The organism is Streptomyces sp. NPDC048337 (genome assembly GCF_043201175.1).
In the GTDB taxonomy this organism is placed as follows: domain Bacteria; phylum Actinomycetota; class Actinomycetes; order Streptomycetales; family Streptomycetaceae; genus Streptomyces.
The window spans coordinates 50,183-76,121 of record NZ_JBICYR010000002.1 but is presented as its reverse complement, the minus strand read 5'-3'; the positions used below and the strand labels follow the sequence as shown (position 1 = coordinate 76,121).

Annotated in this window: 25 protein-coding genes; 14 read left to right on the top strand and 11 right to left on the bottom strand. The window is 73.2% G+C overall.

Annotated elements, in window-relative coordinates; all coding sequences use genetic code 11:
* Positions 1 to 36 precede the first annotated feature (36 nt).
* From ACGFYU_RS03450 to mug, 3 genes are all read left to right on the top strand, one after another.
* A complete protein-coding gene (locus ACGFYU_RS03450; protein WP_393825543.1) occupies positions 37 to 819 on the top strand; it encodes an SGNH/GDSL hydrolase family protein in 783 nt (260 codons plus the stop codon).
* A 71-nt stretch (positions 820 to 890) separates the two neighbouring features.
* Positions 891 to 2,324 carry an adenylosuccinate lyase gene (purB, locus tag ACGFYU_RS03445; RefSeq protein ID WP_393825542.1) on the top strand — a complete coding sequence of 478 codons (1,434 nt, stop codon included), beginning with the start codon at positions 891 to 893 and terminating at the stop codon, positions 2,322 to 2,324.
* The gene (gene mug, locus ACGFYU_RS03440; RefSeq protein ID WP_393825970.1) at positions 2,321 to 2,869 is read left to right on the top strand and encodes a G/U mismatch-specific DNA glycosylase; all 549 of its coding nucleotides are present in this window, start codon (positions 2,321 to 2,323) and stop codon (positions 2,867 to 2,869) included. The genes purB and mug overlap by 4 nt, the downstream gene beginning before the upstream one ends.
* On the opposite strand, the gene ACGFYU_RS03435 is transcribed toward mug, so the two are convergent.
* The 3 genes from ACGFYU_RS03435 to ACGFYU_RS03425 form a co-directional block, all read right to left on the bottom strand.
* Complete coding sequence (locus ACGFYU_RS03435) at positions 2,866 to 3,303, bottom strand: hypothetical protein (protein WP_393825541.1); 438 nt, start codon at positions 3,301 to 3,303, stop codon at positions 2,866 to 2,868. The genes mug and ACGFYU_RS03435 overlap by 4 nt on opposite strands.
* Positions 3,304 to 3,343: 40 nt before the next feature.
* Positions 3,344 to 4,096, bottom strand: a complete 753-nt coding sequence (locus ACGFYU_RS03430) for an ABC transporter permease subunit (RefSeq protein WP_393825540.1) — start codon at positions 4,094 to 4,096, stop codon at positions 3,344 to 3,346.
* Positions 4,097 to 4,178: 82 nt separating this feature from the next.
* Positions 4,179 to 5,093 (bottom strand): ATP-binding cassette domain-containing protein, encoded by a 915-nt coding sequence (locus tag ACGFYU_RS03425; protein ID WP_393825539.1) that lies wholly within the window; start codon positions 5,091 to 5,093, stop codon positions 4,179 to 4,181.
* 108 nt (positions 5,094 to 5,201) lie between these two features.
* On the opposite strand from ACGFYU_RS03425, the gene ACGFYU_RS03420 reads away from it, so the two are divergent.
* From ACGFYU_RS03420 to ACGFYU_RS03410, 3 genes are all read left to right on the top strand, one after another.
* Positions 5,202 to 6,377, top strand: a complete 1,176-nt coding sequence (locus ACGFYU_RS03420) for a sensor histidine kinase (RefSeq protein ID WP_393825538.1) — start codon at positions 5,202 to 5,204, stop codon at positions 6,375 to 6,377.
* Between the two features lie 4 nt (positions 6,378 to 6,381).
* The gene (locus ACGFYU_RS03415) at positions 6,382 to 7,032 is read left to right on the top strand and encodes a response regulator (RefSeq protein ID WP_393825537.1); all 651 of its coding nucleotides are present in this window, start codon (positions 6,382 to 6,384) and stop codon (positions 7,030 to 7,032) included.
* Between the two features lie 130 nt (positions 7,033 to 7,162).
* Positions 7,163 to 8,320 (top strand): ROK family transcriptional regulator, encoded by a 1,158-nt coding sequence (locus tag ACGFYU_RS03410; protein ID WP_393825536.1) that lies wholly within the window; start codon positions 7,163 to 7,165, stop codon positions 8,318 to 8,320.
* 294 nt (positions 8,321 to 8,614) lie between these two features.
* Here the strand turns inward: ACGFYU_RS03410 and ACGFYU_RS03405 are convergent, their stop codons facing one another.
* Positions 8,615 to 9,391, bottom strand: coding sequence for a GntR family transcriptional regulator (locus ACGFYU_RS03405; protein WP_393825535.1), 777 nt, complete (start codon positions 9,389 to 9,391; stop codon positions 8,615 to 8,617).
* A 297-nt stretch (positions 9,392 to 9,688) separates the two neighbouring features.
* Here ACGFYU_RS03405 and ACGFYU_RS03400 point away from each other — a divergent pair, with 297 nt between their 5' ends.
* The 4 genes from ACGFYU_RS03400 to ACGFYU_RS03385 all read left to right on the top strand — a co-directional run bounded on the left by ACGFYU_RS03400 (position 9,689) and on the right by ACGFYU_RS03385 (position 15,523).
* The gene (locus ACGFYU_RS03400; RefSeq protein WP_393825534.1) at positions 9,689 to 10,540 is read left to right on the top strand and encodes an alpha/beta fold hydrolase; all 852 of its coding nucleotides are present in this window, start codon (positions 9,689 to 9,691) and stop codon (positions 10,538 to 10,540) included.
* Between the two features lie 106 nt (positions 10,541 to 10,646).
* A complete protein-coding gene (locus ACGFYU_RS03395) occupies positions 10,647 to 12,215 on the top strand; it encodes an alkaline phosphatase D family protein (protein ID WP_393825533.1) in 1,569 nt (522 codons plus the stop codon).
* A gap of 108 nt (positions 12,216 to 12,323) precedes the next feature.
* A complete protein-coding gene (locus tag ACGFYU_RS03390; RefSeq protein ID WP_393825532.1) occupies positions 12,324 to 13,727 on the top strand; it encodes a GNAT family N-acetyltransferase in 1,404 nt (467 codons plus the stop codon).
* Between the two features lie 95 nt (positions 13,728 to 13,822).
* Entirely contained in the window at positions 13,823 to 15,523 is a 1,701-nt protein-coding gene (locus ACGFYU_RS03385; protein WP_393825531.1) for a DUF885 domain-containing protein, read from the top strand.
* Between the two features lie 238 nt (positions 15,524 to 15,761).
* Here ACGFYU_RS03385 and ACGFYU_RS03380 read toward each other — a convergent pair whose 3' ends face one another.
* Positions 15,762 to 16,277 carry a rhodanese-like domain-containing protein gene (locus tag ACGFYU_RS03380; RefSeq protein ID WP_393825530.1) on the bottom strand — a complete coding sequence of 172 codons (516 nt, stop codon included), beginning with the start codon at positions 16,275 to 16,277 and terminating at the stop codon, positions 15,762 to 15,764.
* A gap of 94 nt (positions 16,278 to 16,371) precedes the next feature.
* Here ACGFYU_RS03380 and ACGFYU_RS03375 point away from each other — a divergent pair, with 94 nt between their 5' ends.
* Positions 16,372 to 16,818: an Lrp/AsnC family transcriptional regulator gene (locus tag ACGFYU_RS03375; protein ID WP_393825529.1), complete on the top strand. Its 447-nt coding sequence runs from the start codon at positions 16,372 to 16,374 to the stop codon at positions 16,816 to 16,818.
* On the opposite strand, the gene ACGFYU_RS03370 is transcribed toward ACGFYU_RS03375, so the two are convergent.
* From ACGFYU_RS03370 to ACGFYU_RS03360, 3 genes are all read right to left on the bottom strand, one after another.
* A complete protein-coding gene (locus ACGFYU_RS03370; RefSeq protein ID WP_393825528.1) occupies positions 16,808 to 19,819 on the bottom strand; it encodes an AAA family ATPase in 3,012 nt (1,003 codons plus the stop codon). The genes ACGFYU_RS03375 and ACGFYU_RS03370 overlap by 11 nt on opposite strands.
* Positions 19,816 to 20,994 carry an exonuclease SbcCD subunit D gene (locus ACGFYU_RS03365; RefSeq protein WP_393825527.1) on the bottom strand — a complete coding sequence of 393 codons (1,179 nt, stop codon included), beginning with the start codon at positions 20,992 to 20,994 and terminating at the stop codon, positions 19,816 to 19,818. The genes ACGFYU_RS03370 and ACGFYU_RS03365 overlap by 4 nt, the downstream gene beginning before the upstream one ends.
* Before the next feature lie 81 nt (positions 20,995 to 21,075).
* Complete coding sequence (locus ACGFYU_RS03360; RefSeq protein ID WP_393825526.1) at positions 21,076 to 21,702, bottom strand: YigZ family protein; 627 nt, start codon at positions 21,700 to 21,702, stop codon at positions 21,076 to 21,078.
* A 97-nt stretch (positions 21,703 to 21,799) separates the two neighbouring features.
* Here ACGFYU_RS03360 and ACGFYU_RS03355 point away from each other — a divergent pair, with 97 nt between their 5' ends.
* Complete coding sequence (locus ACGFYU_RS03355; protein ID WP_393825525.1) at positions 21,800 to 22,204, top strand: CoA-binding protein; 405 nt, start codon at positions 21,800 to 21,802, stop codon at positions 22,202 to 22,204.
* Here the strand turns inward: ACGFYU_RS03355 and ACGFYU_RS03350 are convergent.
* Entirely contained in the window at positions 22,201 to 22,782 is a 582-nt protein-coding gene (locus ACGFYU_RS03350) for a helix-turn-helix domain-containing protein (RefSeq protein WP_393825969.1), read from the bottom strand. The two genes, ACGFYU_RS03355 and ACGFYU_RS03350, sit on opposite strands and share 4 nt — an antisense overlap.
* Positions 22,783 to 22,896: 114 nt before the next feature.
* Here ACGFYU_RS03350 and ACGFYU_RS03345 point away from each other — a divergent pair, with 114 nt between their 5' ends.
* Positions 22,897 to 23,763, top strand: a complete 867-nt coding sequence (locus ACGFYU_RS03345) for an EamA family transporter (RefSeq protein ID WP_393825524.1) — start codon at positions 22,897 to 22,899, stop codon at positions 23,761 to 23,763.
* On the opposite strand, the gene ACGFYU_RS03340 is transcribed toward ACGFYU_RS03345, so the two are convergent.
* Positions 23,760 to 24,527 carry an acyltransferase gene (locus ACGFYU_RS03340; protein ID WP_393825523.1) on the bottom strand — a complete coding sequence of 256 codons (768 nt, stop codon included), beginning with the start codon at positions 24,525 to 24,527 and terminating at the stop codon, positions 23,760 to 23,762. The two genes, ACGFYU_RS03345 and ACGFYU_RS03340, sit on opposite strands and share 4 nt — an antisense overlap.
* A gap of 131 nt (positions 24,528 to 24,658) precedes the next feature.
* On the opposite strand from ACGFYU_RS03340, the gene ACGFYU_RS03335 reads away from it, so the two are divergent.
* Positions 24,659 to 25,213, top strand: a complete 555-nt coding sequence (locus ACGFYU_RS03335; protein ID WP_393825522.1) for a gamma carbonic anhydrase family protein — start codon at positions 24,659 to 24,661, stop codon at positions 25,211 to 25,213.
* Between the two features lie 30 nt (positions 25,214 to 25,243).
* On the opposite strand, the gene ACGFYU_RS03330 is transcribed toward ACGFYU_RS03335, so the two are convergent.
* On the bottom strand, positions 25,244 to 25,912 hold the full coding sequence (locus ACGFYU_RS03330; RefSeq protein ID WP_393825521.1) for a DedA family protein: 669 nt from the start codon (positions 25,910 to 25,912) through the stop codon (positions 25,244 to 25,246).
* Between the last annotated feature and the right edge of the window lie 27 nt (positions 25,913 to 25,939).

Genomic DNA, 25,939 nt, shown 5'->3' with positions numbered 1-25,939 from the left:
CGGGGCCGGGCTACCGCGCGGTAGCATCACTCCGCCATGGAGATGAATGCGTCCTACACCAGTTTCGTCGCGGTCGGAGACTCCTTCACCGAGGGAATGTCCGACCTGCTCCCGGACGGCTCCTACCGGGGCTGGGCCGATCTGCTGGCCGCCCGCCTCGCGGCGCGCGAGCCGGGCTTCCGCTACGCGAACCTCGCGGTCCGCGGCAAGCTCATCGGGCAGATCGCCGAGGACCAGGCGCCGGTGGCCGCGGCCATGGGCGCCGATGTGGTGACCCTGGTCGGCGGGCTGAACGACACCCTGCGCCCCAAGGTGGACATGGGCCGGGTCCGGGCCCACCTGGAGTCGGCCGTGGAACTCCTCGCCCCCTCCTGCAAGCGCCTGGTCCTGATGCGCTCCCCGGGGCGCAACGGGCCGGTGATGGAGCGCTTCCGGCCCCGGATGGAAGAGCTGTTCGCCCTCATCGAGGAGCTCGCCGCACGGCACGGCGCCCTGGTCGTGGACCTCTACGGGGCTCCCGTCCTCGGGGACCAGCGGATGTGGGACGTCGACCGGCTGCACCTGACGGCCGAGGGCCACCGGAGGGTGGCGGAGGCCGTCTGGCAGACGCTGGGCCTGCCCGCCGAGCAGGACTGGCGCGCGGAACTGGCCCCCGCGGCGCCCCCGGGGTGGCCGGTCCGCCGGGCCCAGGACCTGAGCTTCGCCCGACAGCACCTGCTCCCCTGGGTCGGCCGCCGCCTGACGGGCCGCTCCTCCGGGGACGGCCGGCCCGCCAAGCGCCCGGAGCTGCTGCCGTACGAAGGCTCGCCGCTCTCGTAGCAAGGCACAATCGGCGGTGGCCGCCCTACCTGCGTAAACGCACAGCGGATGCCCAAGTAGAATCCCTCCACGTGACTGCCAAGCCCCGCATCCCCAATGTCCTGGCCGGCCGCTACGCCTCCGCGGAGCTCGCCGTCCTGTGGTCCCCCGAGTACAAGGTGACGCTGGAGCGGCGGCTGTGGCTCGCCGTGCTGCGCGCCCAGAAGGACCTCGGCATCGAGGTCCCCGACGCGGCCCTCGCCGATTACGAGCGTGTCCTGGAGACGGTCGACCTCGCCTCCATCGCCGAGCGCGAGAAGGTCACCCGGCACGACGTGAAGGCCCGTATCGAGGAGTTCAACGCCCTCGCCGGTCACGAGCACGTCCACAAGGGCATGACTTCCCGCGACCTCACCGAGAACGTCGAGCAGCTGCAGATCCGGCTCTCCCTGGAACTGGCCCGCGACCGCACGGTCGCCGTCCTCGCCCGCCTCGGCAAGCTGGCCGGCGAGCACGCCGAGCTGGTCATGGCAGGCCGCTCCCACAACGTGGCCGCGCAGGCCACCACGCTGGGCAAGCGCTTCGCGACCGCCGCCGACGAGCTGCTGGTCGCCTACGACCGCCTGGAGAACCTCCTCGACCGCTACCCGCTGCGCGGCATCAAGGGCCCCGTCGGCACCGCCCAGGACATGCTCGACCTGCTCGGTGGCGACGCCGCCAAGCTGGCCGACCTGGAGCAGCGGATCGCCACCCACCTCGGCTTCGCCCAGGCCTTCACCTCGGTCGGCCAGGTCTACCCGCGCTCGCTCGACTACGACGTGGTCACCGCCCTGGTCCAGCTGGCCGCGGCACCCTCCTCCATCGCCAAGACGATCCGTCTGATGGCCGGCCACGAGCTGGTGACCGAGGGCTTCAAGCCCGGTCAGGTCGGCTCGTCCGCGATGCCGCACAAGATGAACACCCGCTCCTGCGAGCGCGTGAACGGCCTGATGGTCATCCTGCGCGGCTACGCCTCGATGACGGGCGAGCTGGCCGGCGACCAGTGGAACGAGGGCGACGTCTCCTGCTCCGTGGTCCGCCGCGTGGCCCTGCCGGACGCGTTCTTCGCCTTCGACGGCCTGCTGGAGACCTTCCTGACGGTCCTGGACGAGTTCGGCGCCTTCCCCGCCGTCGTCGCCCGCGAACTGGACCGCTACCTCCCCTTCCTGGCGACCACCAAGGTCCTGATGGGCGCGGTGCGTGCCGGGGTCGGCCGCGAGGCCGCCCACGAGGTCATCAAGGAGCACGCGGTGGCCTCGGCCCTCGCCATGCGCGAACAGGGCGCGGAGCGCAACGAGCTCCTCGACAAGCTGGCCGCCGACGAGCGGATGCCGCTGGACCGTGCCCAGCTCGACGCCCTGATGGCCGACAAGCTCTCCTTCACCGGCGCGGCGGGCGACCAGGTCGCGGCCGTGGTCTCGCGCATCGAGGCGATCGCCAAGCAGCACCCGGAGGCCGCCGGGTACGCGCCGGGGTCGATCCTCTGACCCCCGACGAGCTGAACGCCGCCCGTGACCGCGTCCTCCCGGACGTGGTCACGGGCGGTCTGCGTGTGCTCTTCTGCGGCATCAACCCCGGTCTCCTCTCCGCCGCGACGGGCCACCACTTCGCCCGCCCCGGCAACCGCTTCTGGCCCGTCCTGCACCTCTCCGGCTTCACCCCGCGCCGGCTGGCCCCCTCCGAACAGGAGGAGCTGCTGACCTACCGCCTCGGCATCACCAACGTCGTGGCCCGGGCCACGGCCCGTGCCGACGAGCTGAACGCCGAGGAATTCCGCGAGGGCGGCCGCATCCTGACGGCCAAGGTGGAGCTCCTGCGCCCCCAATGGCTGGCGGTCGTGGGCGTCACCGCCTACCGCACCGCCTTCGACGAGCGAAAGGCACGGATCGGCCCCCAGGAGCGGACCATCGGCTCCACCCGCATCTGGGCCCTCCCCAACCCCAGCGGCCTCAACGCCCATTGGACCGCCGAATCCATGGCCCAGGAATACGGCCGCCTCCGCGCCGCCGCCGAATCCCCCGAGGGACCCTAGGCCGGGTCGATCACGGTGACCCCCGCCATCAGCAGGTAGGGGTCCTCGGAGTCCCTCTGCGCCACGTAGGCCACCAGCCACCGTTCCCCGGCCCGCCACAGGTGCACGTGGTCGGTGGTGTTGCTCATCTCGTCCCACGGCTCGGGTATCTCCTCACCATCAAGCCCCCGCTCCAGCAGCGATACGAGGCTGAAGACCTGCGCCTCCCCCCACCGGTCGGTCAGGGCCTGGGTGAGCGCCCCGTATTCGGCGTTGATCTGGTCGATCGCCTCGATCCGCCGAGAACCGTCGTCCTCCCAGAAGCCCTCGGTCCGGGCGACCTGGACCAAGTGGTATCCCGGGCCGCTGCTCCGCCCGCCGGACCAGACCGGCTCGGCCGGGAACTCCCGTGCCCGGAGCCGTTCGATCGTGTCGAGATGCGCTGCCGTGGTCATGGTGTCAGTATCCCGACCCCCACTGACAACTGGCGTGCCGTCACGCGTCCCGGCGCCGCACCGCGATCCAGCCGGCCACCAGCGCCGCCAGCGACCACAGGGCCGCCACCCCGAGCCCGCTCCACGGCCCCAGGGATCCCTGCGGGTCCATCCGCATCACGAGCTGTCCCGCCCGGTCGGGCATGAACTGCCCGGCACCGCCCACGACCTGGCCGACGACGAAGGGCACGATCAGGATGAAGGGTATGACCAGGCTCATCACGAGCGTGCCGCTGCGCACCAGCGCGGTCAGACCGGCGGAGAGCAGCGCCATCAGCATGAGGTAGACACCGCTGCCGAAGACCGCGCGCAGCGTGCCCGGATCACCGAGGCCGAGCGCGAACTCGCCCATGAATGCCTGCCCCGCCACGAAGGTGACCAGCCCGGTGACCTGCCCGACGAGGAGGGCCAGTGCGGCGATCACGGCGACCTTCGAGAGGTACAGCCGGGTCCGGTTCGGCACGGCGGTCAGCGAGACCCGCAGTGCTCCGCCCCGGAACTCACCGGCGAGGGCGGTGGCGCCGAAGGCGATGGCCGCTACCTGGCCGAAGTTGATGCCGAAGAACGCACCGAGCAGCCGGTCCTCCCCCATGGAACCCGCCTCGGCCGTTCCGATCGCGGCCGCGGTGAGGGCCGTGATGCCGGCCGTGGCGACGAAGACGGCTATGAGGGACCCGAGGACCGACCGGGCGGACCGTATCTTGATCCATTCCGAGTGCAGGACGGGAAGTGTGGGCAGGGCGGCCGCGCTCATGGCAGGCCTCCGTTCAGTGTCGGTCGGAAAATGCGGTCAGGGACGAATGGATGGTCACGGGTGGTCTGGGACGGGTGGGTGGTCAGGCTGCTGCGGAGGAGAACGGTGCGCGGTCGGCCGTGAGGTCCAGGTAGGCCTCCTCCAGCGAAGCCCGCTCGTCGGCGAGCTCCAGCAGAGGGACTCCCTCGCGGGCGGCGAGCGCCCCGACCGCCCCGGCCTGTATGCCGTCCACGGTCCACCGCCCGTCCTCTGAGGCGTCCAGTCGCAGCCCCTCCCGCTCCAGGGCCGCCCGCAAGACGTCCGGGTCGGACGTACGCAGCCGGACCCTGGGGGTGCTGCGGGAGTCGATGAACTCCGCCATCGAGGTGTCGGCGAGCAGCCGGCCCTGCCCGAGCACCACCAAGTGGTCGACGAAGGAAGCGGTCTCCGCCATCAGGTGACTGGAGACAAGGACCGTGTGCCCCTCGGCGGCGAGAGCGCGCATCAGCTCACGGATCCAGATGATGCCCTCGGGATCGAGTCCGTTCGTCGGCTCGTCCAGCAGGAGCACCCCCGGGTCACCCAGCAGCGCGGCGGCTATCCCGAGCCGCTGGCGCATGCCCAGCGAGAAGGTCTTGACCCGCCGTCGGGCCACCGACGTCAGGCCGGTCTGCTCCAGCACCGCCCCCACGCGCGCCCTCGCGATGCCGTTGCTCGCGGCCAGCATGAGGAGGTGGTCGTGGGCGGTCCGCCCGCCGTGGGGCGCCTGCGGATCGAGCAGAGCCCCCACCTCGCGCAAGGGGGCCTGGAGGTCGGTGAAGCGGCGGCCGCCGATGGTGGACGTGCCCGAGGTGGCACGGTCGAGACCCAGCAGCAACCGCATCGTCGTGGACTTGCCGGCGCCGTTGGGGCCCAGGAACCCGGTCACCCGACCGGGCAGGACATCGAAGGTGAGGTGGTCCACGACACGGTTGGTGCCGTAGTCCTTGGTCAGTTCTCGGATCTCGACGCGGTTCATGGATTCAGATTCGCCCGCCGCCCCACCCTCTTCCCTCCCCCATGCGAGGGTGCCGTCTCCCCCACGTGGGGGAGACGGCCGTGGCCCGGCCACTGCCACGATGGACGCATGTACCGACTGCTCCGTGCTCCGTTCCGGCCGGTGACGTACTCGCGCTGGCTGCACCTGTGCGTTCCCCTGCTGCTGCTCGCCATCTGGATGTTCATCAACCCCCGGTGGCCGTGGGCTCCCTTGCTGATCGTCATACCGTTCGGCTTCGTGCCCTGGGTGCGGCTGGCCGAGGGGCTGCAGGCCCAGTTCCTGCTGACCCCCTCCGACCGCGGATCCGCCGACAGCAGCATCGGCGCGGCGCCGTCGGCACGTTGGAGCGACCGGTGGCGGACGCTGCTGTGGCTGGAGATACGGCTGGTCATCGCGGGCGCGGCCTGGTTCGCGACGGTCGCGCTTCCGGTGATGACCGTCGAGCTCATCGCGACCACGCTGGGACATTCGCTGACAGAGAATCCGATGCTGCCGTTCACCCCGCCCCGCTGGGCCGCGGCGCTGCTGGCGCCGGTGCCGGTGATCCTGCTCTTCGCCGTCGTCGTGTTCCTCGGCGAGGTGATCACCAAGATCGCCCAGCGGCTGCTCGGGCCTTCGGCGGCCGAGCGGCTGACCGCGCTGGAGGCGCGCACCGAGCAGCTGCTGGAGCGGACCCGGATCGCGCGGGAGCTGCACGACTCCATCGGGCACGCCCTCACCGTGGCGGTGGTACAGGCGGGGGCGGCGCGGGCAGCGGGTGATCCCGCCTTCACCGACCGCGCGTTGAAGGCGATCGAGGAGACGGGCAGGGCCGCGCTGGAGGATCTGGAACGGGTGCTTCTGGTGCTGCGGGAATCGACGCAGCCGCCCTCGCAACGGCCCACCCTGGCGGAGGCGAACCGGCTGCTGGAGTCGGCGCGGGCCTCCGGGTCCGCCGTGGACGCCCGGCTCACCGGAGCGCTGGAGAAGCTGCCGGGGCCGGTCACCCGGGAGGGGTACCGGATCCTTCAGGAGGCCCTGACCAACGTGCTGCGGCACTGCGGCCCCGTGCCGGTCCGGGTGCGGGTGGAGGCGACCGGTGACGGGCTCGATCTGGAGGTGACGAACCCGATGCCGGAGCGGCCGGCCGTCACGGTCGGCGGCGGCAGCGGGCTGCGCGGCATACGGGAACGGGCCGCGCTGCTCGGCGGGGAGGCCACGACCGGTCCGTACGAAGGCGGCTGGAGAGTGCGCGCCCGGCTTCCGCTGGAGCGAATACGCTGACCGGATGCCGGTCACCGTACTGCTCGTCGACGACGAACCCCTGGTGCGCGCGGGTCTGCGTGCCGTCCTCGAAGCCCAGCCCGACATCGAAGTGGTGGGTGAGGCTGCCGACGGGGCCTCGGTCGTCCCGCTCGTCCGGCAACTGCGACCCGATGTCGTGGCGATGGACGTACGGATGCCCCTGCTCGACGGCATCGAGGCGACCCGGGCGGTCCTGCGCGGTGTGGACTCCCCGCCGAAAATCCTGGTGGTGACCACCTTCGAGAACGACGAGTACGTCTACCAGGCACTGCGGGCCGGCGCGGACGGGTTCCTGCTCAAGCGGGCGCGGCCTTCGGAGATCGTGCACGCGGTACGGCTGGTGGCGGAGGGCGAGACGCTGCTCTTCCCCGCCGCGGTGCGGGCGCTGGCCGCGGAGTACGGCAACCGGCAGGCCCGGGCCGTGCTGGAGCGGGCGGCCCTGACCGACCGCGAGGAGGCCGTCCTGCGGCTCATGGCACGGGGGCTGACCAATGTCGAGATCGCCCGCGAGCTGATCATCGGCACCGAGACCGTGAAGTCCCATGTCAGTGCGGTCCTGGCGAAGCTGGGGGCGCGGGACCGGACCCAGGCGGTGATCACGGCGTACGAGTCGGGGTTCGTCTCCCCCGCGTGAGGGAGTCGGGGTTCGTCTCCCCGGCGTGAGGGGAGGGTCGGGTTCCGGCCGATGGGGGGCTGGTTCTCGCCGTCTCGACGGGGGCACAGTACGATCCGGCTGACAGGCTCGCTAGCTGGGAGGACACACGTTGGGGCAGCTGACCGGCGGGGACCCCTCTCTGCTCCGGCGGATCAATTCCGCCGTGGTGCTGCGGGCGCTGCGCGCGGCCGAATCGCCGACCCTCACCGACCTGACCCGGGTGACCGGGCTCTCCCGACCCACCGTCGAAGGTGTCGTGGAGGGGCTGATCGGGACCGGGCTCGTCGTCGAGGCCGATGCGGAGGAGGGCGCGCGCAGGCAGGGCCGGCCCGCACGCAGGTTCCGGTTCCGGGCCGAGGCGGGGCACCTGCTGGGCATAGAGATCGGCGCGCACCGGATCGCCGTGCTGCTGTCCGGGCTGGACGGACGGGTCATCGGCGCCGGTACCAAGGACGTCGCCGAGTCGGCCACGGCCGACGAGCGGCTCGAGCGGGTACGGGCGGCGGTCGCGGATCTGCTGCGCCGGGCCGGGGTGCCCCGGGACTCGCTGCGCGCGGTCGGCGTCGGCAGCCCCGGGATCGTGGAGGCCGACGGCACGGTCCGCCTCGGCACGGCGCTGCCCGGCTGGACCGGTCTGCCGCTCGGGGAGCGGCTGCGGCGCTCGTTCCGCTGCCCGGTGCGGGTGGAGAACGATGCGAACGCGGCGGCGGTCGCCGAGCACTGGAAGGGCGCCGCGCAGGACTCCGACGACATGGTGTTCGTGATGGCGGGGCTCAGCCCCGGCGCGGGCTCGCTGATCGGCGGCCGGCTGCACCGGGGCTTCGGCGGGGCGGCCGGCGAGATCGGCGCGCTGCACCTGCTGGGCCGGGAGGCCACTCCCGAGAGGTTGCTGTCGACCACCGGTGAACCTCTGCATCCGCTGGACGAAGCCGCCGTCGCCGAGGTCTTCGCGATGGCCAAGCGGGGCGACGAGCGGGCGGTGGCCGCCGTGGAGCGGTTCATCCAGCGGCTGGTGCACGACGTGGCGGCGCTGGTGCTGGCGATGGATCCGGAGCTGGTCGTCGTCGGCGGCTGGGCGGCCGGGCTCGACGGGGTGCTGGACCCCCTCCGCCAGGAGCTGGCGCGCTACTGCCTGCGGCCGCCCCGGGTGGCCCAGTCCCTGCTCGGCGAGGCCGCGGTGGCCACCGGGGCGCTCCGGCTCGCGCTGGACCACGTGGAGGAAGAGCTCTTCGCGGTGGAGAAGACGGTCACGACCCGCCGCCGCTGACCGTATCGCCGCCCCTGGGCAGGAGCCGGGACTCGGCTCACCACCGCCGCCAGGCGACGGCCCCGGCAGGAGCCAGGCACGGCGATGACCGCCCCGCTGACCGACGGCCCGGGCACTCACCCCGGCACGACCACGCGCCGCCACCGCGCCCCGGCCGACCGACGGCCCGGGGCACGTGGCCCCGCACGAGCACACACCGCCACCGCGCCCCGGCCAGGCGACACGACCCCGGCCAGGCGTCCGGCATGGCGATGCCCGCCGACAGGCGCCGGCGGGCATCAGGGGCAGGGTAGGTCAGGAAGCCACGCGCGGTTCGTGGGTGATCTCGACGTCGCCCGAGTCGCCGAAGGTCAGGCGGCAGGTGTCGGCGCGGTACGTGGCCACCGACACGGCGGCCGTGCCCGCGGCGGTGAAGTAGCGGGTCGTGACCAGGAGTACCGGCGCGCCGGGCAGCCGGTCCAGTTCCTTGGCGTCGTCGGCGCGGGCGGAGCCGAGCTCGACCGAGCGGTCCTGGCCCTCGAGGACCAGCCGCTGGAGCTCGCGCAGGACGGCCCGGGCGCGGGCGGGTCCGGCCGGGGCCTCGATGGCGGTGAGCCCGGGCACGGAGGCGGCGGGCACGTAGAGCAGTTCGGCGGCGACGGCCTGGCCCTGGGTGACCCTGGTCCGGCGCACGGTGTGGACGGGCTGGTCGGCGGCGAAGGCACCGGCACCGCCCGTACCGAGGAGCGCGCGCACGGCGGCCGGCGGCAGGGTCTCGGCCGCGTCCACCGGCTCCCAGCCGTCGACACCTTCGCCGGGCCAGCCGTGCTGCGTACTGCCGACGGCGACACCCACGCGCGGCGGGGCGACGGTGGTGCCGACTCCGCGGCGGCGCTGGAGCCGGCCTTCGAGCTCCAGCTGCTCAAGTGCCTGGCGCAGGGTCGCGCGGGCGACCCCGAAACGGGCGGCGAGCTCACGCTCGTTGGGCAGGACCTCGCCGACGGCGAAGTCCTGGTCGAGCGCTTCGCTGAGGACGGTCTTGAGGTGCCAGTACTTCGGCTCCGGCACCGTTTCGAGCTGCGTGGTCCCCACCCTGACTCCTCCTGCCATCGCCGCACTCGCCGTGTGTCCCAGCGGCAGTTCCGCGCCTTTGTTTATTAAAGGTTCCTGCACTATCCCTGCGACGATAGGACGGTGCACCCCCTTGGTCAAGACCAATGCTCAGGCCTTTGTCGGGCAGATCGGGCATACGTATCAAGCCGTTCACAGGATGTTCTCGCGCACCTCGTGTGCCCCGAGGCCTTGTAGTCAAGGGCTACCGGGCGGTAGTCATGGCGGTAGGCATTACTGACAGCCTGTCTCACACGCGTCCACCCGACGAGGAGCAGCATGACCGCCACGGTCTCCTTCACGATCGATTCGCCGCTGGGCCCGCGCACCGCCACCGTCGCCTACGAGCGCAAGGGCGCGGGCGAACCGCTTCTCCTGCTGCACGGCATCGGCCACCACCTCCAGGCCTGGCACCCGGTGACCGACATCCTGGCCGCCGAGTACGACGTGATCGCCGTCGACCTCCCCGGCTTCGGAGCCTCGGAGCCGCTGCCCGAAGGGGTTCCGTATGGCCTGGGCACCGTCGCCCCCGCGCTCGGTGCGCTCTGCACGGCGCTCGGCGTCGGGCGCCCCCACGTCGCGGGCAACTCCCTCGGCGGCCTGCTCGCGCTCGAAATGGGCCGCGGCGGCCTGGTCCGCTCGGTCACCGCCCTCTCCCCCGCCGGGTTCTGGACGGAGGGAGAGCGCCGCTACGCCTTCGCCACCCTCCTCGCGATGCGCGCCGGCGCCAAGGCGCTGCCCCGCCGCGCGGTGGACCGCCTCTCCCGCAGCGCCGTCGGCCGCACGGCGCTGACCGGCACCATCTACGCCCGCCCGGCGCGCCGTTCGCCCGCGGCCGTGGTCGCCGAGACGCTTGCGCTGCGCGACGCCACCGGCTTCGAGGAGACCCTGGCGGCGGGCGGCTCCGTACGGTTCACCGACGACGTGCCCGGCCTGCCGGTCACCATCGCCTGGGGGACCCGCGACCGGCTGCTGCTGCGCCGCCAGGGCGTACGCGCCAAGCACACCCTCCCCGGCGCCCGGTTGATCCGGCTCCCAGGCTGCGGACACGTGCCGATGAACGACGATCCGGCGCTCGTCGCCCGGGTGATCCTGGACACGGCCCGGAGCGCAACCCGTACGACGGGATGAGCTGCTGACGGCTGTTCATCCGGGGTTCGCGTGGGAGACGCGGCCGGGCCGGTGTGCGGCGGCACGCTTGTTCGGCCCGTCCTCGCCGGCCCCTGGAGACACACCGATGGCATCGAACCCGCACACCCGACGGACCCTCATCGGCGGTTCCCTCGCCCTGTCGTCCGTACTGCTCGCCGCTCCGGCGTTCGCGGCCCCCTCCTTCGCCCGCTCCGGCCAGCCGTGCGCGCTCTGGGGCGTCCAGACCGGCGAGATCACCGCCCATGCGGCCACGGTCTGGACCCGCTCCGACCGCCCCGCGCGGATGTACGTCGAGACCTCCCCGAGCGAGGCGTTCCGTTACGCCGTACGCCGCCACCACGGCCCGCTGCTCGGCCCGGCCACCGACTTCACCGGCACCACCGTCCTGCGCGACCACCCGCCCGGACAGCAGATTCACTACCGGGTCCTGCTGGCCGACCCCGACGACCCGCGCCGCACGGGCGAGCCGGTCCACGGCACCTTCCGCACCACGCCCGTCTCCCGCCGCCGCGACGTGCGCTTCCTGTGGTCCGGCGACCTGGCGGGCCAGGGCTGGGGCATCAACCCCGACCTCGGCGGCTACCGCGTCTTCGACGAAATGCGGCTGCGCGACCCCGACTTCTTCCTCTTCAGCGGGGACACGATCTACGCCGACGGGCCGATAAGGGCCTCCGTGCCCCTGCGCGACGGCAGCCTGTGGCGCAACGTCACCACCGAGGAGAAGTCGAAGGTGGCGGAGACCCTCGCCGAGTTCCGCGGGAACTTCCGCTACAACCTGCTCGATCGCAACCTGCGCGACTTCAACGCCCAGGTCCCGGTCCTGGCCCAGTGGGACGACCACGAAGTGCGCAACAACTGGTACCCGGGCCAGCTGATCGACGACCCCCGCTACACCGTCAGGGACGCCGACACGCTCGCCCGCCGCGCCCGCCAGGCCTTCGGCGAGTACTTCCCGGTCACCGACCTGCGCGGCGGACGCGCCGAGGGCCGGATGTACCGCGTGATGCGCTACGGCCCGCTGCTCGACGTGTTCGTGCTCGACATGCGCACCTACCGCAACGCCAACTCCCCGGACGCGCAGACCGAGGACCCCATCGGCATCCTCGGCCCCGAGCAGCTGGCCTGGCTCATGCGCGAGCTCTCCCGCTCCCGCGCGACCTGGAAGGTGATCGCCTCCGACATGCCGCTGGGCATCGTCGTCCCCGACGGGGCGACGAACTTCGAGGCCGTCGCGCAGGGCGACCCCGGCGCCCCGCTGGGCCGCGAGCTCCAGATCGCCGAACTCCTGCGCCACATCAAGCGGCAGCGCATCACCGGCACCCTCTGGCTCACCGCCGACGTCCACTACACCGCCGCGAACCACTACGCGCCCGAGCGGGCGGCCTTCACCGATTTCGCGCCGTTCTGGGAGTTCGTCTCCGGCCCGATCGGCGCCGGCGGCTTCCCGGCCGGGCGGCTCGACGCCACCTTCGGCCCGGAGACCGCGTACGTCCAGTCGGCCCCGGTCGCCAACATGTCACCCTCGGAGAACCCCCCGTACTACGGAGAGGTCGACATCGACGGCGACGGCGGGGAGCTCACGGTCCGGCTGCGGCGCCAGGGCGGCGGCGTCCTCTTCACCCGGACCCTGCAGCCCGGCCGCGTGGGTCAGTGACACCGGAAATGGGACGGAAAACTGGGTGAAATCGGCCAGATGGATACTTAACCAGTCGGACACAGATCGTTCGTGATCACGCAACACCCCTACGCCACAGTGGTGTGCATGACTGACCGTATTCATGCCTCAGCCCAGCGTCCCCACCGCCACCACTGGCGCCGCGACGTCGTCGAACTCGCCGCGCTCTTCTGCGCCGTCGCGGTCGCCGACAGCATCGCCAATCTCGTCGTGCACGGCCCGAGGGGTCCGATCCTGCTGGTCGCCTCGGCCGTGGCACTCCTGGTCACGGCCGCCTTCCACACCTGGTGGGCGCGCCGCCACAGCCATGCGCCGCCCCCGGAGGGCACACCGCCACCAACCACCACCACCGCGACCGCTGCCACCACCAGCCTGTGGCGGATGCGCACCACCGTGCGTGACGAGCCCGGCTCCCTGGCCGCGCTCTGCACCGCCCTCGCCCGGAGCGGCGTCGACATCCTCACCCTCCAGACCCACCCGCTCCCGGAGGGCGGCACCGTCGACGAGTTCCTGCTCCGCGCCCCGCAGGAGCTGCCCTCCGCCGACCTCACCCGCGCCATCGCCGGGGCCGGCGGCCGCAGCACCTGGATCGAGCGCGCCGACGCCCACGACCTCGTCGACACCCCGACCCGCGTGCTGGGCCTGGCCACCCGCACCGCGCTGGACGCCGCCGAACTCCCCCTCGCCCTGCGCCAGCTGCTCGGCCGCTGCACCATCCACTCCATCCCGGCGACCACCCTCTCGGGCCGCCCCAACGCCGGTGCCGACGCCCCCGTCGAAGGGGTCCTGGAGGCCACCGTCATGCGGCTGCGCGACCCCTCGGGCGGCGCGATCACCGTGGAGCGGCCCTACCTCCCCTTCACCCCGACCGAGTTCGCCCGCGCCCGCGCGCTGGTGGAGCTCGACGCACGGCTCGGCCCCCGCGTCCCGCGCAGCCAGGACGTCCTGACGCTGCCCGAGGGCAACGAGATCACCGTCCGCCGGGCCGACGGCTCCGATCAGGCCGCGGCCCGCGCGATGCACGACCGCTGCTCCGAGCGCACCCTGTCGCTGCGCTACCACGGCCCCGTCGCCGACGCCGACCGCTACCTCGGCCACCTCCTGAGCCCCCGCTTCGGCCGCACCCTCGCCGCCACCACCGCCTCCGGCAAGCTCGTCGCCCTCGGCCACCTGCTGTGGGACGGCGACGAAACCGAGGTCGCGCTCCTCATCGAGGACGACTGGCAGCGCCGCGGCATCGGCTCCGAACTGCTGCGCCGGCTGGTCTCCATGGCCGTCGAGGCCGGCTGCGACAGCGTGTACGCCGTCACGCAGGCCTCCAACACCGGCATGGTCGCCGCCATGCGCGGCCTGGGCCTCCCCCTCGACTACCAGATCGAGGAGGGCACCCTGGTGATCACGGCCCGGCTCGACGCCACCCCGGTCAGGTCCCGGCTGCCCTACGAACTGCCCGACGAGGTTCCGTACGAGCACCGGTACGAGCTCCCGTAGCCCGCCCGGCCTTGGAGGGGCCGATCCCTGCCACGTCAGCAGGCTGACGCCAAACAGTAATGACGCGAGCCCGTCTCACATAAGAAGATGGCCGTATGTCAGAGATCCTCCACGCCGGCAGCGCTTCCCGGCTGCCCCGCCAGGTGGCCGACGCATACGTCGACGACCTCATCGCCCTCGACCCGATCACCGGCACCTACCTCGGTGTAGCCGCGAGCTCCGGCCAACTCCCCGACTTCTCACCGGCCGGCCGCGCGGCCATCGCCGAACTCTCCCGCACCACCCTCGCCCGCCTCGACGCCGCCGAGCGGCTGCCGGGCGCCGACAGCGACACCGAGCGCCGCTGCGCCCGCCTGCTCCGCGAACGCCTCACCGCCGAACTCGCGGTCCACGAGGCCGACGAGGACCTGTGTGCGGTCAGCAACATCCACAGCCCCGCGCACTCCGTCCGCGAGGTCTTCACCCTGACCCCCGCCGACACCGACGAGGACTGGGCCGCGATCGTCGAGCGGCTGCGCGCCGTACCGGCCGCGTTCGACGGCTACCGCGAGAGCCTCGGCCTCGGCCTGGAGCGCGGTCTGTACGGCGGTCCGCGCGCCACCACCACCATGATCGACCAGCTCACCACCTGGGCCGGCGAGGACGACGAGCCCGCCTTCTTCCAGGACTTCGCCTCCGCCGGCCCCGACACCCTGCGCGCCGAACTGGACGAGGCGGCCGCCGGCGCCACCGCCGCCGTCATCGCGCTGCGCGACTGGATGAGCGCGGTCTACGCCCCGGCCGTCGAGGGCAAGCCGGACACGGTGGGCCGCGAGCGGTACGCCCGCTGGTCGCGCTACTTCAACGGCACGGACCTGGACCTGGACGAGGCGTACGCCTACGGCTGGTCCGAATACCACCGGCTGCTCGCCGAGATGAAGACCGAGGCGGAGAAGATCCTCCCGGGCGCCGGTCCGTGGGAGGCGCTGAGGCACCTGGACGACCACGGCACCCACATCGAGGGCGTGGACGAGGTCCAGGCCTGGCTCCAGGGCCTGATGGACGAGGCCATCGAGAACCTCGACGGCACCCACTTCGAACTCGCCGAGCGGGTCCGGAAGGTGGAGTCCCGGATCGCCCCGCCGGGCGGCGCCGCAGCGCCGTACTACACCTCCCCCTCGGAGGACTTCTCCCGCCCGGGCCGCACCTGGCTGCCCACGATGGGCCAGACCCGCTTCCCCGTGTACGACCTGGTGTCCACCTGGTACCACGAGGGCGTTCCCGGCCACCACCTGCAGCTCGCGCAGTGGACGCACGTGGCGGACCGGCTCTCGCGCTACCAGGCCACCGTCGGCATCGTCAGCGCCAACGCCGAGGGCTGGGCGCTGTACGCGGAGCGGCTGATGGACGAGCTGGGCTACCTCAAGGACGCCGAGCAGCGTCTGGGTTACCTGGACTGCCAGATGATGCGCGCGGCGCGGGTCATCGTGGACATCGGCATGCACCTGGGCCTGGAGATCCCGGCGGACTCGCCGTTCCACCCGGGCGAGACCTGGACCCCGGACCTCGCGCAGGAGTTCTTCGGCCTGCACAGCGGTCGTCCCGCGGACTTCGTGGTCAGCGAGCTGACCCGCTACCTGTCGATGCCGGGGCAGGCGATCGGGTACAAGCTGGGCGAGCGCGCCTGGCTGCTGGGCCGGGACAACGCGCGGGCCGCGCACGGCGACTCCTTCGACCTGAAGGCCTGGCACATGGCGGCCCTGTCGCAGGGTTCGCTGGGGCTGGACGACCTGGTGGACGAGCTGTCGAAGCTCTGACCGCCCGGTGGCGGCCACACGGCGGACGGGGCGCGGGCGGCCGCCCGGGCGCCCGCGCCCGCCCCGCGGGGGCCGGGACGCGGCACCCCCCCCCCCCCGGCCACCCGGCGGGGGGGGGCGCCCTCCGGCCGCCCCGCCCGCGCGCCCCCCGCGGCGGGGGGCGGGGGCCGCCCCCCGGGCGGGCGCGGCCCCCGGCGCCCCCCGCCCCCCCCCCCCCCGTCCGTGTGACGTCTCTGCGTCAGCAGCCGCAGTCGTCCGAGTCGGTCGGGGCGGTCAGCGGGTCGGCCTCGGCACGCTGCTGGTTGCCCTGCCAGGTCTCGACCTCGAAGCCCTCGCGGATCCAGTACTCGATGCCGCCGAGCATCTCCTTGACCTGGAAGCCGAGTTCGGCCAGGGCGAGGGCGGAGCGGGTGCCGCCGTTGCAGCCGGGGCCCCAGCAGTACGTCACCACGGGGACGTTCTTGTCGAGGAGCCGCTCGGCCTGCTCGGGGATAAGGGCCGTGGGCAGGTGGATGGCGCCGGGCACGTGGGCCTGGTCCCAGGAGGGCGTGGAGCGGGAGTCGATCAGCTGGAAGCCGAGCTCGGCGCCCTGCTCACGGTGGGCCTTGAAGGCGGCGGCGACATCCGACACGTCCGCGTGGAAGGCGAGGCTGGCTCCGAAGTAGGCGGCGGCCGCGGCCGGGCTGGCCGGCGGGACGCGGAGCACGGGGTTGGCGGTGGTGGCGGGGGCGGTCGTGTTGTTCGTCGTCGTCATGGCTCAAAATCTACGAACTGTTGATCACCCCGTGAAGTGGTTTTCCCCGGCCTTTGTCTTGTTCTCCCGGGGAATCCCCTGCTAGACCTACGCCATGACCGGTTATTCCCCCGACGCCACCGATTGGCGGATCCTGGCGGCCCTCCAGCAGGACGGCCGCGCCAGCTTCACCGAGCTCGCCCGCACCGTTTCGATGTCCGCGAGCGCCGTCACCGAGCGGGTCCGCCGGCTGGAGGAGGCCGGGATCATCACCGGCTACACGGCCGTGGTCGACCACGAGAAGCTGGGCAAGTCCATCCTGGCGCTGGTGCGGCTGCGCTATCCGCACGGCAACTACAAGCCGTTCCACGACTTCCTGGACGCCACCTCCGAGATCCTGGAGGCCCATCACGTCACGGGCGACGACTGCTTCGTCCTCAAGGTGGCCGCCCGGTCGATGGGCCACCTGGAGGAGGTCACGGGCCGGATCGCGGGACTGGGTCCGGTGACCACCAGCATCGTCTACTCCTCCCCGCTCTCGCGGCGCCCGCTCAGTCCGTGAGCGCGGCCGTGCGGTGGCGCACCACCGAGCCCCCGCGCTGCTTGACGATCTCCAGCTGGGCCTGCACCCGGGTCCGCAGGTCGGCGACGTGGCTGACGATGCCGACGCTGCGGTCCCGCTCGCGCAGCGAGTCCAGTACGTCGAGCACCTCGTCCAGCGCCTGGTCGTCGAGACTGCCGAAGCCCTCGTCGATGAAGAGGGTGTCCAGCCGCATGCCGCCCGCCTCGTCGGTGACCACGTCGGCCAGGCCCAGCGCGAGGGCGAGCGAGGCGAAGAAGGTCTCGCCGCCGGACAGCGTGGCGGTGTCCCGCTCGCTGCCCGTCCAGGCGTCGACCACGTGCAGCCCGAGGCCGGAGCGGCCCCGTCCGCTCCCCCGCGCGTCGGAGTGGACCAGCGTGTAGCGGCCGCCGGACATGCGCAGCAGCCGTACCGTCGCGGCGGCGGCGACCTGCTCCAGGCGCGCGGCCAGCACGTACGCCTCCAGCCGCATCTTGCGCTCGTTGTCGGCGGAGGTGCCCGCGGTGAGTCCGGCCAGCCGGGCCACCCGCTCGTAGGCCTCGCGCAGCGGGCCCAGGGCGCGCAGTTCCTGCTCGGCCTGCCGGGAGAGCCCGTCGAGGTCCTTGCACCGGACCCGGGCCGCGTCGACTGCCGATCCTGCCGTACGAAGCTTCGCCGCGGCCTGGGCTGCGTACGCCTCGGCCTCCTCCGGCGCGGCCGGAGGCAGGGCTGCCGCCGCGACGGTGTCGGTCTCGCCGAGGCGGTCCCCCAGCATGGCCTCCTCCGCCTGCCAGGCGTCCGACCGGTGTTGGAGCGCGGTGCGCTCGTACTCGGGGAGGACCGCGTCGGCGGCGGCCCCGATGGTGTCGAAGCCGGCCCTGAAGGCGGCGTCGGCGAGCTGGTCGTCGGCCTCCTTGAGCCGGGCGGCGGTGGACTCGGCCCGGCGCAGCGAGTTCGCGGCCCCGGAGACCATCCGGACCCGGTCCTCCAGGGTCCGGGCGCGGGCGGCGACGGTGGGCGCGCCGTCCCGCACCACCGCGAGCTCGGCCTCCAGCGAGGCCTGTTCCCGGTCCAGTGCCTCGCGGCGGGAGACCCGGGCCGCGGCGCGCTCGGCGGCGGCGAGCCGGTCGGCGCTGCGCGCTGCGTGCTCACGCTCGGCGCGGGCGAGGTGCTCGCGGGCGGCGTGGAGTCCGGCGGCCGCGGCGTGGGCGGCGGCGTGCCGGGAGCTCAGGTCCGAGGTCAGTTCCAGCAGTTCGGCGGTGGTGGCGTCCCCGGCGGCGGCCGCGGCCTCGGTGCGGGCCTGCTCGACGGCGGCGAGCCGGCGTTCGACGGCGGCCCGGGCCGCCTCGGCCCGCTCGAAGGCGTCGTGGGCGGCGTCCTCGGCGGCGCGGTCCACGTGGCCGGGCGCGGGCCGGGCCGGAGCGGGGTGCTCCGCCGAGCCGCAGACGGTGCAGGCCTCCCCCGGCACCAGCGCCTCGGCCAGCTCGGCGGCGATGCCGCGCAGCCGGGCCTCCTTGAGCTCCAGCCACCGCTCGCGGGCGGCGGCCGACTCCTCGCGGACGGAGAGCAGTTCACCGGCGGTGCGCTCCGCGGTGGCGGCCAGCTCGTCCCGCCGGCGGGCGGCGTTCAGGTGCATCCGGGCCGGTTCCAGCCTGCCGGCGAGCTGCTCGGCCAGGGTCGCGGCCTGCTGGGCGGCGTCGACGCGCTCGGTCAGGGCGGCCCGGGTGGCGTCCCAGCGCTCCAGCCAGTCGGCGGATTCCTGGTGCTGCTCCTCGGCGGCCCGGGCCTCGCGCTCCAGGTCGGCCCGCTCACGGCCGATCTCGGCGCTTCGCTGCTCGGAGCGGTGGGCGGCGCCCAGGGCTCCGAGCTCCTCGCGCAGCCGCTGCTCGACGGCGGCCAACTGCTCGGTGCCCGCCTCCCTCAGCGTGGGCGGCAGCTCGGCCCGGGCGGCGGCCTCAGCGTGCGCGGCGGCCAGGTGTGCGGCGGAGGCCGCGCCGCGCAGCTCCAGGGCGGGGGCCACGAGGGCGCCCCGCCGGGCCCGGTCCAGCAGCTCCCGCACGCGTTCCCGCTCGGGCGCCGCCGCGGCGAGCACGTCGGCCCGGCGGGCGGTCTCCGCGTGGCGGCGCTGGAGGCGGTCGAGTTCCCGCGCGTCCTCGGCGGCGCGCCGGGCGGCGGCGTGGCGGCCCTCGACGGCGGCCAGCGCGTACTCGGCGACGGTGAGCCGCTCGCGGGCGGCGCACCGGGCGACGGCCGCCCAGGCCCGGACGGCCTCGGCGAGCCCGGGGTCTCCGGGCTGGTGCCCTGGCAGCGGCCATGCCCGCAGGTCGGCGCTGTCCCCGGCGGCCTGGGCGAGCCGCTGCGCGGTGTGGAGCACCTTCTCGTCACCGGCGCGCACCTTGGCCTCTGCGGCCCGGCGGCGTTCGCCGAGCAGGGCCTCGACGGCGGCGAAGCGGCGGGTGTCGAAGAGCCGGCCGAGCAGCCGGCCGCGGGCCGCCTCGTCGGCGCGCAGGAAGCGCGCGAACTCCCCCTGCGGCAACAGCACGACCTGGCAGAACTGCTCGCGGCTCATGCCGAGCAGCTGCTCGATCTCCTCGCCGATCTCCTGGTGGGAGCGGCTGAGCGCCTGCCAGCCGTCGGAGGTGTGCTCGCGCAGCCAACTCTGCGCCTTGTCCTTCGTCGTACCCGTGCCGCGCTTCTTCGGGCGGTCCTGTTCGGGGCGCCGGGTGATCTCCAGGCGGCGGCCGCCCGCGGTGAGTTCGAGGGTGACCTCGGTGGGGGTGTCGGCGGCCGCGTGATCGCTGCGCAGGCTGGTTCCGGGGGCCTGGCGGGCGCCGGGCACCGAGCCGTAGAGGGCGTAGCAGACGGCGTCGAGGACGGAGGTCTTGCCCGCGCCGGTGGGCCCGTGCAGGAGGAAGATCCCGGCGCCGGACAGGGCGTCGAAGTCGATCCGCTGGGGTTCGGCGAAGGGACCGAAGGCGGTGAGCTCGAGCCGGTGGAGTCTCATCGGTGGGCCTCCCCGGTCTCCCGCCGGCCGTCCTCGGCCCGTACGTGGTCGAAGGCGCCCTGGAGCACGGCCCGTTCGGCCTCGTCCGGCTGGCCGCCGCCCCGTACGTGGGCGACGAAGTCCTCGGCGATCTCCTGGTCGGTGCGGCCCTTGAGCCGCTGGGCGTAGGAGGCGCCGGTGTCCTCCTCGCGGCCTTCGGGGTCGAAGGCGAGGCTGAGGGTGTGCGGGAAGCGGGCGGCGAGCCGGGCCATGGGGTCCTCGGGGCGGACGGGGTCGGTGAGGGTGGCCTCGACCCAGGCGTCCTCGTGCGCCGCGTGCGCCGGGTCCTCCAGCAGGTCCTCCAGCTTCCCGCGCAGCCGCGCGAGGGCCCGCGGCACGGGGGTGTCGATCCGCTCGGCGCGGACGATCTCTCCTTCCCCTCCCATGTCGATCAGCCACATGCTCTTGCGCTGATCGACCTCGGAGAAGGAGTAGGCGATCGGGGAACCGGAGTAGCGGACCCGTTCGTTGATCGTCTGGCAGCCGTGGAGGTGGCCGAGGGCGGCGTAGTCGACCCCGTCGAAGACGGAGGCGGGCACGGCCTCGACCCCGCCGACGGTGATGTCGCGCTCGCTGTCGCTGGCCTGTCCGCCGGTGACGAAGGCGTGCGCGAGGACGACGGACCGGGTCCCGACCGGTCGGGTGGCCAAATCGGCCCGGATCCGGTCCATGGCCGCGCCCAGAACCGCCTCGTGGCTCACCTTCTCGGCACCGAACCGGTCCTTCACCAGCGCCGGTTCCAGGTACGGCAGCCCGTACAGCGCCACGTCGCCGTGTACGTCGGCCAGCACCACGGGGTCGGCGCAGCCGTCCGGGTCGGTCCTGAGGTGGATGCCGGCCCGGTCGATGAGCCCGGCCCCGACCCCGAGCCGGCGGGCGGAGTCGTGGTTGCCGGAGATCATCACGGTGGGCACGCCGAGCTCGGCGAGCCGGTGCAGGGCCCGGTCGTACAGCTCGACGGCGGGCAGCGGGGGCACGGCCCGGTCGTAGATGTCACCGGCGACGAGCACGGCGTCGACCTCGTGTTCGCGGACGGTCTCGACGAGGTGGTCGACGAAGGCGGCCTGGGCGCCGAGCAGGTTCACGCGGTGGAAGGCCCGGCCGAGGTGCCAGTCGGAGGTGTGCAGGAACTTCACTCGCCGGCCCCGCCGCACATGCCGTCTCCCCCTGGTCGCCCCGCTCGATGGATCCTGAACCCCTCTACGCTAACGCGTCCCTCAGGGCGCGTAGGTCTCTCCGCCGAGGCTGAGGCCGGCGCTGCCGGCGGTGCTGTCGGCGAGCCAGGCCTCGAAAGCGGGCAGATCCGCCTCCGGGAGGGCGACCTCGATCTCGACCTGCGCCCCGTAGCGCAGGTCGACCACGGTCCGGCCGGTGGAGCGCAGGTCGTTCTGGATCTTGCCGGCCCGCTGGTGGTCGACGGTGACGGTGGCCAGCCGGTAGCGGCGCCGGGTGACGGTGCCGAGCGCGTCGAGGGCCTCGCCGACGACCCCGCCGTAGGCCCTGATCAGGCCACCGGCGCCGAGCTTCACACCGCCGTAGTAGCGGGTGACGACGGCGACGGCGTAGCGGATGTCCCGGCGCATGAGCATCTGGAGCATGGGGACCCCGGCGGTGCCGCCGGGCTCGCCGTCGTCGCTGGCCTTCTGGACCGAGGCGTCGGCGCCGACGACGTAGGCGAAGCAGTTGTGCGTGGCGGTGGGGTGCTCCCTGCGGATGCGCGCGATGAACTCCTGCGCCTCCTGCTCGGTCGCGGCGGGCGCCAGCGAGCAGAGGAAGCGCGAACGGTTGATCTCGGACTCGTGCACGCCCTCACGGGCCACCGTCACGTACTGGTCTGCCTTCACCGCTCCACCCTACGGGGAATCGGACATGCGTCCTTGCCGTTGAGAGGGCGGAGCAGCGGACCAGAGCAACCGCTGGGAACAGCAGGAGGCGGCGCACGTGTACGGCGATCCGGGAACCATTCGCAAGATCCTCACCGAGCTGGGCGACACCTGGGCCGTGGTCGGCCTGTCCAACAACGAGGACCGGGCGGCGTACGGCGTGGCCCGCGTGCTGCAGCGGTTCGGCAAGCGCGTGGTCCCCGTGCACCCGAAGGCCGAGACGGTCCACGGGGAGCGCGGGTACGCCTCGCTGGGGGAGATCCCGTTCAAGGTGGACGTGGTGGACGTCTTCGTGAACAGCGCCCTGGCCGGGGCGGTCGCGGACGAGGCGGTCGCGGCCGGTGCGGAGGCGGTCTGGTTCCAGCTGAACGTCGTCGACGAGGCGGCCTTCGCCCGCACCCGCGAGGCGGGGCTCGACATGGTCATGGACCGCTGCCCGGCGATCGAGATCCCCGCCCTCTAGCCCGCCGTGCGCACCGGCGGGATCGACACCGCCATGGTCATCTCCATCGGCTCGGGGCCCGCGTTGCTGTAGGCGTGGGGCAGGTTCGCCTCGAAGGAGACGGCTCCGCCCGCCGGGACCGAGTACGTCTCCCCGGCGACCTCCAGGGTCAGCTCCCCGGCCGTGACGTGCAGCATCTCGAAGGTCCCGGCCGGGTGTGGATCCGAGGCCGTCCCGTCGCCGGGCTCCAGCCGGTAGATCCACATCTCCACCGGCCCGCGCCGGTCGTCTCCGAGCAGCATGCTCGCGCTGCTGCCGCCGTCGGTGGACCACATCCGCACCCCCTGCCCCGGCTGCACCACGTGCACCTGCGGGGTCCGGTCGTGGTCGAGCAGGGTGGTGATGCTGACCCCGAGGGCGTCGGCCAGTTTGACCGTGGTGCCGACGCTGGGATTCGTACGGGCCTGCTCGATCTGGATGATCATCCCGCGGCTCACCCCCGCCCGGGCGGCCAGCGAGTCCAGGGTGAAGCCGCGTTCTCCGCGCCAGCGCTTGAGGTTCCGGGCCAGCGCCTGCGTGAGCTGTTCGAGATCCGACACCATTCCGTCCAATATTCTGGATGACACAGTCCACTAGACTGAACTACCGTGCGGTGTATTCGATGCTGCACCCCACCGTTCACCGCACTGTACTGCGACTGCGAGGTCCTGCCCATGACCGCCCTCTTCGCCCTGGCCACAGCCGTGCTGTGGGGCCTCGCCGATTTCGGCGGCGGGCTGCTGACCCGGCGGATACCGGCGCTGACGGTGGTCGTCGTCTCCCAGATCGTCGCGGTCGTCGTGCTCGGCGCCATCGTGCTCGGCACCGGCGCCTGGCGGGAGGCCGGACCGCAGCTGTGGTTCGCGGTCGGCGCGGGCCTGGTGGGACCGGTCGCGATGCTCAGCTTCTACAAGGCGCTGGCCCTGGGCCCGATGGGCGTGGTCTCGCCGCTGGGCTCCCTCGGAGTGGTCGTGCCCGTCGCGGCGGGGCTGATCCTGGGCGAGCGGCCCGGCCTCGGGCAGTTCGCGGGGATCGCGGTGGCCGTCGTCGGCATCGTCCTGGCGGGCGGGCCCGAGCTGCGCGGCGCTCCCGTCCAGCGCCAGGCGGTCGTCCTGACCCTGGTCGCGGCCTTCGGGTTCGGCGCGGTGATGGCCCTGATCGCACAGGCCTCCACCACCCTCACCGGGCTCTTCCTGGCCCTGCTGGTCCAGCGGGTCACCAATGTCGCCGTCGGCGGCGGCGCCCTGTGGGTCCAGACCCGGCGCGGTACCCCGGCCCTCCCGGCGGGCACGGGCCCGCGGATCCTGTGGGGACTCCTGCCCGCCCTGGCCTTCGTCGGCCTCGCGGACGTCGCGGCCAACGGCACCTACTCCATCGCGGCCCAGAACGGCCCCGTCACCCTGGCCGCCGTACTCTCCTCGCTGTATCCGGTGATCACGGCCCTCGCGGCCTTCGCCGTGCTCAAGGAACGCCTGCGCCCGGTCCAGGCGGCGGGCGCCGGCCTGGCCCTGGCGGGCACGGTCCTGCTCGCGGCCGGCTAGGCCTGGGCCTGGGCCTCTTCGGCCTCCGCCAGTTCCGCCAGGCCGCGCAGCTGCTCCGAGGTCATCCCGTCGGGGATCGGCACCGGTGCCGGGGTGCGCAGCGGCGGCTGCCAGCCCGTCTCCGGCTCCCAGCGCCGTACGACGCGCGCCGGCGCCCCCGCCACCACCGCGTGGTCCGGCACCTCGCCCCGTACGACGGCCCCCGCGGCCACGACGACATTGCGGCCCAGCCGGGCACCGGGCAGGATCACCGCGCCCGTACCGAGCCAGCAGCCCGGGCCGATCTCGACCGGCGCGCTGCGCGGCCACTGCTTGCCGACGGGCTGGTGCGGATCGTCGTAGCTGTGGTTCGTGGAGGTGATGTACACCCCGGGTCCGCAGAAGGTGTCGTCCCCGATCGTGATGCGGGCGTCGGCGATGACGTGGCTGTCCCGGCCGATGACCACCCCGTTGCCGAGGACCAGCATCGGCTCCGTCCCGAGGTCGAGGTCCGGCATCATCCCGGCGGTGAGGGTGACCTGCTCGCCGATGATGCAGAAGTCGCCGAGCCGGATCCACGGCTCGCCGAAGACCGTGCCCTGCGGGAAGGCCAGCCGGGTGCCGTGCCCGATCGCGCCGAAGCGCAGCCGCCCCGGGGTCTGCGCGGTGACCGCGCCGGCCTGCTGCATCCAGCGCCAGCCGGCATGGACGGCGCGGTTCGCCAGCCGGCGGCGCAGGGCGGCCAGAGCCGTCAGAGATGAGAACGTGTTCTGGTTCTTCGGCACCCGGCCACGGTAGTGCGCCGGGCCCCGGTCGGCCGGACCCGCATCCTGTGATCTTCACCCCATCCGGGGCGGGTCGGGGCGCGTGCCCTACGGTGCCGGTAGCGCGGCATCCGGAGAACAAGGAAGTGATCATGACGTCTCAGCAGGCGACGCAGGGCCAGGCACTCATCGCGGGCGTGGGCGGGAAGAAGCCGTCCGTCGACCCGACGGCCTTCACGGCACCCACCTCCGTCGTGGTCGGCGATGTCACCCTGGCCGCCGGCGCGAGCATCTGGTACTCGGCGGTGCTGCGCGCCGACTGCGGCCCGATCACGCTCGGCGCCGACAGCAACGTGCAGGACAACTGCACGCTCCACGTGGACCCCGGCTTCCCGGTCTCGATCGGCGAGCGCGTCTCGATCGGCCACAACGCCGTCGTGCACGGCTGCACGGTGGAGGACGACTGCCTGATCGGCATGGGCGCGACCGTCCTGAACGGCGCCGTGATCGGCGCCGGTTCGCTCGTGGCCGCGCAGGCGCTGGTCCCCCAGGGCATGGTGGTCCCGCCCGGCTCGCTGGTGGCGGGCGTCCCGGCCAAGGTGCGGCGCGCGCTCACCGAGGAGGAGCGCGAGCACATCAGGATCAACGCCGCGATGTACGTGGAGCTGGCCAAGCAGCACCGCGCCTCGGTGACCCCCGACGTCTAGCCGGCGGAGCCGCCCGGGTCGGCGCCGGTGTCACTCGCCGGCCGTCACCCGGGCCGTCGCCTGCGCGGGCACCTCGGCTCCGGTGGCCGCCGCCGCGGCCGCCTTCTTCATGCGGGCGCGCATCACCAGCGTCACCGCGATCCCGAACAGCACGGCGAGGCCCAGCGCCAGCCAGGAGAACCGCTTCAGCCACGGCTCCGCCACGATCCCGACCGAGTAGATGACGGCCGTGGTGCCGCCCGCCCAGAGGATCCCGCCGAGGACGTTGGCGATCAGGAAGCGCCAGTACGGCATGTGCAGCACCCCCGCCAGCGGCCCGGCGAAGATCCGCAGCAGCGCCACGAACCGGCCGAAGAAGACGGCCCACATGCCCCACCGCTCGAAGGAGCGTTCCGCCAGCGCCACGTGCTCCGGCCCGAAGTGCTTGGGGAAGCGCCGCCCCAGCCGTTCCAGCAGCGGCTTGCCGCCCCGGCGCCCGATGGCGTAGCCGATCGAGTCGCCCACGATCGCCCCCGCGATCGCGCAGATCCCCAGCACCACCGGGTCGATCTCCCCGTGCTGCGAGGCCAGCAGCGCCGAGCTGACCAGGATGATCTCTCCCGGCAGCGGGATGCCGAGGCTCTCCAGCCCGATGACCAGACCCACCAGGAGATAGATGCTGACCGCCGGAATCGTCTCCAGCCATTCCTGGATGTGCACCGGTGCGTCCTCCCGTGTCGTCCCGGC

What these genes read in the sequence shown, in the direction of transcription:
- ACGFYU_RS03450 (WP_393825543.1), top strand. Translation starts at nt 37, where the DNA reads ATGGAGATGAATGCGTCCTACACCAGTTTCGTCGCGGTCGGAGACTCC.
- ACGFYU_RS03435 (WP_393825541.1), bottom strand. Translation starts at nt 3,303, where the DNA reads ATGACCACGGCAGCGCATCTCGACACGATCGAACGGCTCCGGGCACGG.
- ACGFYU_RS03430 (WP_393825540.1), bottom strand. Translation starts at nt 4,096, where the DNA reads ATGAGCGCGGCCGCCCTGCCCACACTTCCCGTCCTGCACTCGGAATGG.
- ACGFYU_RS03425 (WP_393825539.1), bottom strand. Translation starts at nt 5,093, where the DNA reads ATGAACCGCGTCGAGATCCGAGAACTGACCAAGGACTACGGCACCAAC.
- ACGFYU_RS03420 (WP_393825538.1), top strand. Translation starts at nt 5,202, where the DNA reads ATGTACCGACTGCTCCGTGCTCCGTTCCGGCCGGTGACGTACTCGCGC.
- ACGFYU_RS03415 (WP_393825537.1), top strand. Translation starts at nt 6,382, where the DNA reads ATGCCGGTCACCGTACTGCTCGTCGACGACGAACCCCTGGTGCGCGCG.
- ACGFYU_RS03400 (WP_393825534.1), top strand. Translation starts at nt 9,689, where the DNA reads ATGACCGCCACGGTCTCCTTCACGATCGATTCGCCGCTGGGCCCGCGC.
- ACGFYU_RS03395 (WP_393825533.1), top strand. Translation starts at nt 10,647, where the DNA reads ATGGCATCGAACCCGCACACCCGACGGACCCTCATCGGCGGTTCCCTC.
- ACGFYU_RS03390 (WP_393825532.1), top strand. Translation starts at nt 12,324, where the DNA reads ATGACTGACCGTATTCATGCCTCAGCCCAGCGTCCCCACCGCCACCAC.
- ACGFYU_RS03385 (WP_393825531.1), top strand. Translation starts at nt 13,823, where the DNA reads ATGTCAGAGATCCTCCACGCCGGCAGCGCTTCCCGGCTGCCCCGCCAG.
- ACGFYU_RS03380 (WP_393825530.1), bottom strand. Translation starts at nt 16,277, where the DNA reads ATGACGACGACGAACAACACGACCGCCCCCGCCACCACCGCCAACCCC.
- ACGFYU_RS03375 (WP_393825529.1), top strand. Translation starts at nt 16,372, where the DNA reads ATGACCGGTTATTCCCCCGACGCCACCGATTGGCGGATCCTGGCGGCC.
- ACGFYU_RS03370 (WP_393825528.1), bottom strand. Translation starts at nt 19,819, where the DNA reads ATGAGACTCCACCGGCTCGAGCTCACCGCCTTCGGTCCCTTCGCCGAA.
- ACGFYU_RS03345 (WP_393825524.1), top strand. Translation starts at nt 22,897, where the DNA reads ATGACCGCCCTCTTCGCCCTGGCCACAGCCGTGCTGTGGGGCCTCGCC.
- ACGFYU_RS03335 (WP_393825522.1), top strand. Translation starts at nt 24,659, where the DNA reads ATGACGTCTCAGCAGGCGACGCAGGGCCAGGCACTCATCGCGGGCGTG.